Genomic DNA, 8010 nt, shown 5'->3' with positions numbered 1-8010 from the left:
ACGGCACCGACAGGCTGCGCCCGGAACGGGTGAGCCTATACGAGGATACCGCCCACAAGGCGACCGTGGCGCGCTCGGACAACGGCAGTTTCGTTGCCGCGGAAGCGCCCTCCACCGTCCTGGCCGACGCCTTCGCCGAAGCCGATCGGCTCGGATATGCCGGCCCCACACCCTCGCTCTACGACAGCCTCTACCAGACCGCGCTCGAACAGCAGGTGCCGCCGGAGTTGATCGCCGAACTGGTGCGGGCCTTCTCCTTCGATGTCGATTTCAAATCGCCGGTCAAGCCGGGCGATTCCTTCGAGGTCTTCTACGGCCTGCAGGAGGAGGAAACGGATGCGCCGCCGGAAATCCTCTATACTTCGCTGACGACCGGGGGCGTGTCGCGGCGCTTCTACCGTTACAGGACGGCCGATGACGGCACGGTCGATTTCTATGACGAGACCGGCAAGAGCGCGAAGAAGTTCCTGGTACGCAAGCCCCTGTCTGGCGGGCGCTTCCGGTCTTCCTTCGGCCTGCGCCGCCATCCGATCCTCGGCTACATGAAGATGCATAACGGCGTCGACTGGGCCGCATCGCGCGGCACGCCGATCATGGCGGCCGGCAACGGCACCATCGTAAAGGCGCGCTGGGTTTCGGGCTACGGGCGGCGGATCGAGATCCAGCACGCCAACGGCTATGTCACCACCTATTCGCACCAGACGAAATTTGCCCCCGGCATCAAGGAGGGCCAGAAGGTCCGCCAGGGCCAGGTGATCGGCTATGTTGGATCGAGCGGCCTGTCCACCGGGCCGCACCTCCATTACGAGGTCATGGTCAACGGCCGCTTCGTCAATCCCATGCGTATCCGCCTGCCGCGCGGACGGGTGCTCGACGGCGAGGTGCTCGCCAATTTCGAGCGCGAGCGCGAGCGTATCGACACGCTGATCGCCCGCGGCGCCGGCCCGTCGCGGGTCGCGGCCGTCACACGCTGACCGCACCTTCCCTGCAAGATGACGAAAGCCGGAACGGGCTGCCCGTTCCGGCTTTTTCCTTTCGACTGGAACGACCTTGCCCGCCCGATCAGGCAGCCGCCGAATTGCCGGCCTCGTGACTGAACAGCAGTCGGTCGCTGCCGGCCGACACGTCGACCGCCTGCCCGTCGGCAATCTCCCCGGCAAGCAGCTTCTCGGCCAGCGGATCCTGCACGTATTTCTGGATCACGCGCTTCAGCGGCCTTGCCCCGTAGGCCGGGTCGTAGCCTTTCTGCGCCAGCCATCCGCGCGCGCCCTCGTCGAGCACCAGGCGGATCTTGCGATCGTCCAGCAGACGCTGCAACCGGGTGAGCTGGATATCGACGATCGCCGACATTTGCGCCCGCTGCAGGCGGTGGAACAGGATGATCTCGTCCAGCCGGTTGAGGAATTCCGGCCGGAAGTGACCGCGCACCACCTCCATCACCTGGTCGCGCACCGCGCTTGAATCCTGCCCCTCCGGTTGGGCCGCCAGATATTCGGAGCCGAGATTCGACGTCATCACGATCAGCGTGTTGCGGAAATCGACCGTGCGGCCCTGGCCGTCGGTCAGGCGTCCGTCGTCGAGCACCTGCAGCAGCACGTTGAAGACGTCGTGATGCGCCTTCTCCACCTCATCGAAGAGCACGACCTGGTAAGGCCTGCGACGAACGGCCTCGGTCAGGGCGCCGCCTTCCTCGTAGCCGACATAGCCGGGAGGCGCGCCGATCAGCCGGGCAACGGAATGCTTCTCCATGTATTCCGACATGTCGATGCGCACCATCGCCGTTTCGTCGTCAAACAGGAACGCGGCCAGCGCCTTGGTCAACTCCGTCTTGCCCACGCCAGTCGGGCCCAGGAACATGAAGGAGCCGATCGGCCGGTTGGGATCCTGCAGGCCGGCCCGTGCTCGCCTGACCGCGGTGGAGACCGCATGCACCGCCTCGCTCTGGCCGACGACGCGCCTGGCGATCTCGTCTTCCATGCGAAGCAGCTTCTCGCGCTCGCCCTGCAGCATCTTGTCGACGGGAATACCGGTCCAGCGGGAGACCACCTGCGCGACATGGTCCGTCGTCACAGCCTCTTCCACCATCGCTTCGACGTCAGCTGCCGTCTCGACGTCCTTCACCTTGCGTTCAAGGTCGGGGATGACGCCGTAGGCGAGTTCGCCCGCCTTGGCGAGGTCGCCCCGGCGCTGCGCCTTTTCTAGGTCGATACGCGCCAGGTCGAGCTGCTCCTTCAGCTTCTGCGCAGTGCCAAGCTTTTCCTTCTCCGCGACCCAGCGCTGGGTGAGGACGGCGGATTCCTGCTCAAGCTCCGACAGCTCCTTCTCCAGCTTCTCCAGTCGGTCCCTGGTCGCCTTGTCGGTTTCCTTCTTCAGCGCCTCGCGCTCGATCTTGAGCTGGATGATGCGCCGGTCGAGCTCGTCCAGTTCCTCGGGCTTGGAGTCCACCTGCATGCGCAGCCGGCTCGCCGCCTCGTCGATCAGGTCGATCGCCTTGTCGGGAAGGAAGCGATCGGTGATGTAGCGGTTGGAGAGGGTCGCCGCCGACACGATCGCCGTATCGGTGATCCGCACGCCGTGATGCAGCTCGTATTTCTCCTTGATGCCGCGCAGGATCGAGATCGTGTCCTCCACGGTCGGCTCGCTGACGAAGACCGGCTGGAAGCGCCGGGCAAGGGCGGCGTCCTTCTCGACATGCTTGCGGTATTCGTCGAGCGTCGTGGCGCCGACGCAGTGCAACTCGCCGCGGGCAAGGGCCGGCTTCAGCAGGTTGGAGGCGTCCATCGCCCCTTCCGCCTTGCCGGCGCCAACCAGCGTATGCATCTCGTCGATGAACAGGATGACGCCGCCGGCGGCCGCCTGCACTTCCGAGAGCACGCCCTTCAGCCGCTCCTCGAACTCGCCGCGATACTTGGCGCCCGCGATCAGCGCTCCCATGTCGAGGGCTAGCAGGCGCTTGTCCTTCAGCGATTCGGGCACGTCGCCATTGACGATCCGAAGGGCCAGCCCTTCGGCGATCGCCGTCTTGCCGACGCCCGGCTCGCCGATCAGCACCGGGTTGTTCTTGGTGCGGCGCGACAGTACCTGGATCGTGCGGCGGATCTCGTCGTCGCGGCCGATCACCGGATCGAGCTTGCCGTCCCGCGCGACCTGCGTGAGGTCGCGGGCATATTTCTTCAGCGCGTCATACTGGTTCTCCGCCGAAGCCGTGTCGGCGGTCCGTCCCTGGCGCAGCTGGTTGATCGCCTCGTTCAGGCCGTTGGCGGTCACACCCGCCTTCTCCAGCGCCTTGCCGGCGGCGGTCTCCTTCATCATGGCGATCGCCAGCAGCAGCCGTTCGACGGTGACGAAACTGTCGCCCGCCTTCTCGGCGATCTTTTCCGCCTGATCGAAGAGCTTCGCCGTCTCCTGCGTCAGGTAGAGCTGGCCGCTGCCGCCGGAGACCTTCGGCAGCTTGGCCAGTGCCTGCTCCACGGCAAGCTGGGCATCCTTCGCCCGCCCACCGGCACGCTCAATCAGGCCGGCGCATAGGCCTTCCGGATCGTCCAGCAGCACTTTCAGCAGGTGTTCGGGCGCAAATTGCTGGTGTCCCTGTCCCAGCGCGTGAGCCTGCGCGGACTGAACGAAACCGCGCGCCCTTTCGGTATATTTCTCGAAATTCATGATCGACCTCCTGACCACGCCGCTCCCCAAAGGCAAGCCGGCGTATCGAAGTGCGAGCCCGTCAAACAGCACCCGCACGGCCCTTCCGCCTCAAACAGGCAATGGCCGCGCTCTCGATATAGTGTTGCAGATCGACAACAAAAAGGGGTTGATCTTGCGCAAATTCAGTTGGACCAGCCAACGCTGAACAACGAGATTGGCTGCCGCATACCGGCGAGAGTATGCATGCCGGCTGGCTGGAAATCCCCTTGAGCCACTTCCGCGATTTCCGCGGTCACCAACACCGCCAATCCCAGTTCCTTGGTCAGCGCCTCCATGCGGGCGGCCGCATTCACCGTCTGGCCGATGACGGAGAAGGTCAGCCGGTCGGCAATGCCGATATTGCCGAACATGACCTGTCCCCGTGACAGTGCAACCCCGCAACGCAACGGCACGTCCCCGCCCTCATTGACTTTGTCGAGACGCTCATGCACGCCGGCAACCGCCGCAAGCGCCCGCCTCGCAGCTTCCTCGAACCCGCCACCGTCGATGGGAAAGACGGCAAGCACCGCATCTCCGATGAAGTCGAGGATCTCGCCGCCCTCGGCTATCACCGCACCGGCAGTCGCATCGAAATAGGCATTCAGTCGCTGCAGATAGGGTTTCGGCCCCAGTTCCTCGGCAATGCGGGTGGAATCCCGCATGTCGCAGTAGAAGATGACTGCATCGATCAGGTCGCCGTCGCCATGGCGGATGCGCCCGGAAAGCACTTGATGTCCGGCGCGCCGCCCCAGGTAGGTATGGGCGATGTTTTCCGCGATCCGGGACTGTATCGCCGCCCTGCAGGCAAGCCCGAGCCGGAGCTGGATATACTCTATGGCATCGATTTCCTCGTCGGTGAATCCGCCGGGCTGCGTCGTGGCCCAGGAAACGATGATGCCGGTCCGCTTCACGTCCTCGACTTCGAAGGGCAGGTGAAAGGCCGTCGCGATGACCAGATAGTCGGTAAAGCCTTCCGCTGCGAGCTGGCGGCACAGGGGAAATTCGATAGGCGAGTTGCCGTCGGCAAGGCGGCGGCGCAGCCGCGGTTCGTCGCCGATCATCACTGCGCGGATCGGGCTTTGCAGCCACTCGTCGGATTCGCCCTCGCGATGCAGATAGGCCTCATGCTGCACGTCCCTGTCCGGCAGCCACAGCGCGCTCTCCGCCTCGATCAGCGGATGCAGTGTCGCCCAGGTCAGCATGCTGCGATCCACCGGCACGCGCGCGCGCCGAAGCCGGTGGCAGGTGCCGGCGAACATCTCCGCCACGTCCGGCGAGCCCAGCGCCTCGCGGATCAGCCAGTCTTCGATTTCTTCCAGTGCGGGTGTGGTCTGCATTGCTTGACCGATACGGTATAGCCGTCTGGACGACAAGATTCTCCCGCATGGGTGCTACGTCAACAGCTAGGTGACCGCAACGCGGACTCCGGCCCCATTTAAGAGCTAATTCCGGAAGTTCGAGCTCGTTTCGTGCGGGGAAATCGACACCGGTGTAGTGGGCGCTTGCGAAAGACCTCGGCCGTCATGCCGGACAAGGAAGGCGCAGCTGACTGCCGATCCCCAACTCAGAAATCAGAGCGGGCAATCCCGCTCTTTGATCAATTCAAAACGCGCTTCGCACTATAGACGTCTGGATTCCGCTTGGGCGGTCGGACTGCGTCCTCCTTGGCGCGCAATGACGGGAGTGCAGGGCCGACACCCAACTCACTCCTCAACCAAAAGTGTATTTTGCAGGGAACAGAAGCGGTGCTCTTCCTACAGCACCACCACCTTCGTGCCGATCTTCACCTTCTCGTAGAGATCCTGCACGTCCTCGTTCAGCATGCGGATGCAGCCGGAGGAGACGGCCTGACCGATCGACCAGTCCTCGTTGGTGCCGTGGATGCGATATTCGGTGGCGCCGAGATAGAGTGCACGGGCGCCAAGCGGGTTCTTCGGGCCGCCGGGAACGTGACCCGGCAGCTTGCGGCCCTTCGCGGCCTCGCGGCGGATCATCTCCGGCGGCGGCGTCCAGCCCGGCCATTCCGCCTTGCGGGTGACCTTTTCCGTGCCCGACCAGAGGAAGCCCTCACGCCCCACGCCGATACCGTAGCGCAGCGCCTTGCCGCCCGGCATTACGTAATAGAGCCAGCGGTCGTCGGTATCGACGACGATTGTGCCCGGTTGTTCCGCGGTGCGGTAGCGCACGACCGTGCGGCGATACTTCTCCCGCGCGATGGCGCCCGCCGCCTCCGGCGTGATGCGATAGGTGACCCATTTCTTGGCGGACGTATCGAAAAAGGTCTGCGTCGCGCCTTCGGCGGCTGCCGGGCCGGCCAGGGCGGCAAGAATTGCGAAGGCGGCGAAAGTGGATCCGGCTTTCGTCATCGGGCGATCCCTTGAATGAACTGACTGAAGGTCAGGGCGAAGAACCCTGCTCACTTAAGGTTAATATTGGGGCTTTTTCGTACCAAAATGTAAACAAGGCCGTCAGGTATTATTTTGCAGGAACGCGAGAACGTCCTTGCGGTAGGGCAGTGGCGCAACAGCACCAAGGCCCGTGACGGAGAGCGCGGCGGCGGCATTGGCATGGCGCGCTGCCTGGAAGGCGTCGCCGCTCGCCAGATATTCGGCGAGAAACGCGCCGTCGAAGGCGTCGCCCGCCCCCGTCGCATCGACGAGCCGCATCTTGTGCGGCGGCAAATGCTCCATCCGTTCGGGCGTTGCAATCAGCACACCGTCACCGCCCAGTGTCACCGCAACGATCTTCGGCCCCATCGCCAGATAGAAGGCGGCAATCTCGGCGGCATCCGTCAGACCGGTCAGCATCCGCGCATCGTCGAGCCCGGGCAGCAAGATATCGGCAAGGGCGACGGTCGCATGAATCACGGCCCTCGCGCGGTCGAGCGGCCATAGCGAAAGGCGCAGGTTGGTATCGTAGGAAATCAGGCCGCCGGCCTTTTTCACGATCTCGACTGCCGTGAAGGTAGCGTCGCAGGCGCTCGCCGAGATTGCCTGGCTGATGGCGGAAAAATGCAGCGCCTTGCAGGCGGAAAGCGCTTCGGCGGGCAGATCCTGCGGCTGCATGAGGCTTGCGGGCGATCCGGCTCGCCGGTAGGTGAAGCGGTGGCCGTCCTTGCCGTGGGTGACGAAATAGAGGCCGGTCGGTGCGCCGCTGCGAGCCACGGTTTCCGTCGAGACCCCCTCCGCCTTCCACAGGTCCATAAGCATGTCGCCGAAGGCGTCGGTGCCGACGGCCGAGACATAGCCGCTGGACAGGCCCTGACGGCGTGCCGCAATTGCCGCGTTGGACGTGTCGCCGCCAAAACCTTGCGTATAGTCGCCGCCCGCCTTTCGCTGATTGAGCTCGATCATCGCTTCGCCCAGGCACAGAAGATCAACGGACATGGCGCTTCCCATCGGATTTGGCGTAGATGGCCAAGGTGTAGTGACGCAGCGCAGCCAAGGCAAGCGGGGTCATTTCAGTGCACTCGCCCTTTTGCCTCGCCTATGCGAAAAGGGGCGGATATCACAATTGGAGTAGCCTGGATGGACACGTCGTCGCCTGTCGAAACACTGCCCCACGTCGATCGCGGCAAGGGGGAAGGCGCACCGATCGTGTTGCTGCACGGCTTTGGCGGCGATGCGCTGACCTGGAACAATATCCAGGCCGGGCTTGAGGGACGGCGGCGCACGATCGCCTTCGACCTGCCGGGCCACGGCCGGGCGCTTGGCTGGCCGGTAATCGGCAATGCCGGGGTTTCGGCACGTGCCGCAAGCGCTTCGATGAAGACACTCGGCCTGGAGCGCGTGCATCTGGTCGGTCATTCGATGGGCGGCGCCGTGGCGGCGCTGATCGCCCTGAAGCAACCGGAAACGGTGGCGAGCCTGACGCTGCTTGCACCCGGAGGCTTCGGCCCGGAAATCAATCACAAGCTGCTGCGCCGCTATGCGGCGGCCAAGGAACTGCATGAAATCGAGGTCGTGCTCGAGCAGTTCTTCGGCTGGGAATACGACCTGCCGCGCATGCTTGCCCGCCATGTCGCGGAGACGCGAGCAAGACCGGGCGCGACGGAAACCCTGCAGGAAATCGTCGAGGACCTGATCGATGGCAAGGTGCAGAAGGTCCTGCCGCGAGAGGACCTTGCCGCGCTCGGCCTGCCGATCAAGGTGATCTGGGGCACGCAGGATAGGGTGCTGCCGACCCGCCAGTCGCACCGGCTGCCCGGAGTGATCGCCACCCACGTCTTCGAGCGGGTGGGCCACATGCCACATCTGGAAATCCCCCGTGAGGTCATCCGCCTCATCCGGGAAATCTCTGCGTTCGAATAAGCTCAAGCGGCGGGCGCGC

At 64.4% G+C, this 8010-nt stretch carries 6 protein-coding genes (1 of these 6 cut by a window edge); 2 read left to right on the top strand and 4 right to left on the bottom strand.

The window, feature by feature from the left end; genetic code table 11:
- A protein-coding gene (locus tag H2509_RS16485; RefSeq protein ID WP_182167264.1) for a M23 family metallopeptidase crosses the window boundary here: on the top strand, positions 1-974 show its end. It extends 994 nt beyond the left edge of the window; 974 of the gene's 1968 nt are visible here — the last part of the coding sequence; the start codon falls outside the window, past its left edge; its stop codon occupies positions 972-974.
- Between the two features lie 88 nt (positions 975-1062).
- On the opposite strand, the gene clpB is transcribed toward H2509_RS16485, so the two are convergent.
- The 4 genes from clpB to H2509_RS16465 form a co-directional block, all read right to left on the bottom strand.
- Positions 1063-3660 carry an ATP-dependent chaperone ClpB gene (clpB, locus tag H2509_RS16480; RefSeq protein ID WP_182167262.1) on the bottom strand — a complete coding sequence of 866 codons (2598 nt, stop codon included), beginning with the start codon at positions 3658-3660 and terminating at the stop codon, positions 1063-1065.
- Between the two features lie 164 nt (positions 3661-3824).
- Positions 3825-5018: an adenylate/guanylate cyclase domain-containing protein gene (locus tag H2509_RS16475; protein WP_182167260.1), complete on the bottom strand. Its 1194-nt coding sequence runs from the start codon at positions 5016-5018 to the stop codon at positions 3825-3827.
- 417 nt (positions 5019-5435) lie between these two features.
- Complete coding sequence (locus H2509_RS16470) at positions 5436-6047, bottom strand: L,D-transpeptidase (protein ID WP_182167258.1); 612 nt, start codon at positions 6045-6047, stop codon at positions 5436-5438.
- 102 nt (positions 6048-6149) lie between these two features.
- Complete coding sequence (locus tag H2509_RS16465; protein WP_182167256.1) at positions 6150-7067, bottom strand: sugar kinase; 918 nt, start codon at positions 7065-7067, stop codon at positions 6150-6152.
- Positions 7068-7208: 141 nt separating this feature from the next.
- Here H2509_RS16465 and H2509_RS16460 point away from each other — a divergent pair, with 141 nt between their 5' ends.
- Positions 7209-7991, top strand: coding sequence for an alpha/beta fold hydrolase (locus H2509_RS16460; RefSeq protein WP_182167254.1), 783 nt, complete (start codon positions 7209-7211; stop codon positions 7989-7991).
- The last annotated feature ends 19 nt before the right edge of the window (positions 7992-8010 follow it).

Source organism: Stappia albiluteola (assembly GCF_014050225.1).
GTDB lineage: Bacteria > Pseudomonadota > Alphaproteobacteria > Rhizobiales > Stappiaceae > Hongsoonwoonella > Hongsoonwoonella albiluteola.
Note: the sequence above shows the minus strand (reverse complement) of the source record. Positions and strands in the feature narration are given on the sequence as shown.

Coding starts and splice junctions, on each gene's coding strand:
- clpB (WP_182167262.1), bottom strand. CDS start 3,660: ATGAATTTCGAGAAATATACCGAAAGGGCGCGCGGTTTCGTTCAGTCC.
- H2509_RS16475 (WP_182167260.1), bottom strand. CDS start 5,018: ATGCAGACCACACCCGCACTGGAAGAAATCGAAGACTGGCTGATCCGC.
- H2509_RS16470 (WP_182167258.1), bottom strand. CDS start 6,047: ATGACGAAAGCCGGATCCACTTTCGCCGCCTTCGCAATTCTTGCCGCC.
- H2509_RS16465 (WP_182167256.1), bottom strand. CDS start 7,067: ATGTCCGTTGATCTTCTGTGCCTGGGCGAAGCGATGATCGAGCTCAAT.
- H2509_RS16460 (WP_182167254.1), top strand. CDS start 7,209: ATGGACACGTCGTCGCCTGTCGAAACACTGCCCCACGTCGATCGCGGC.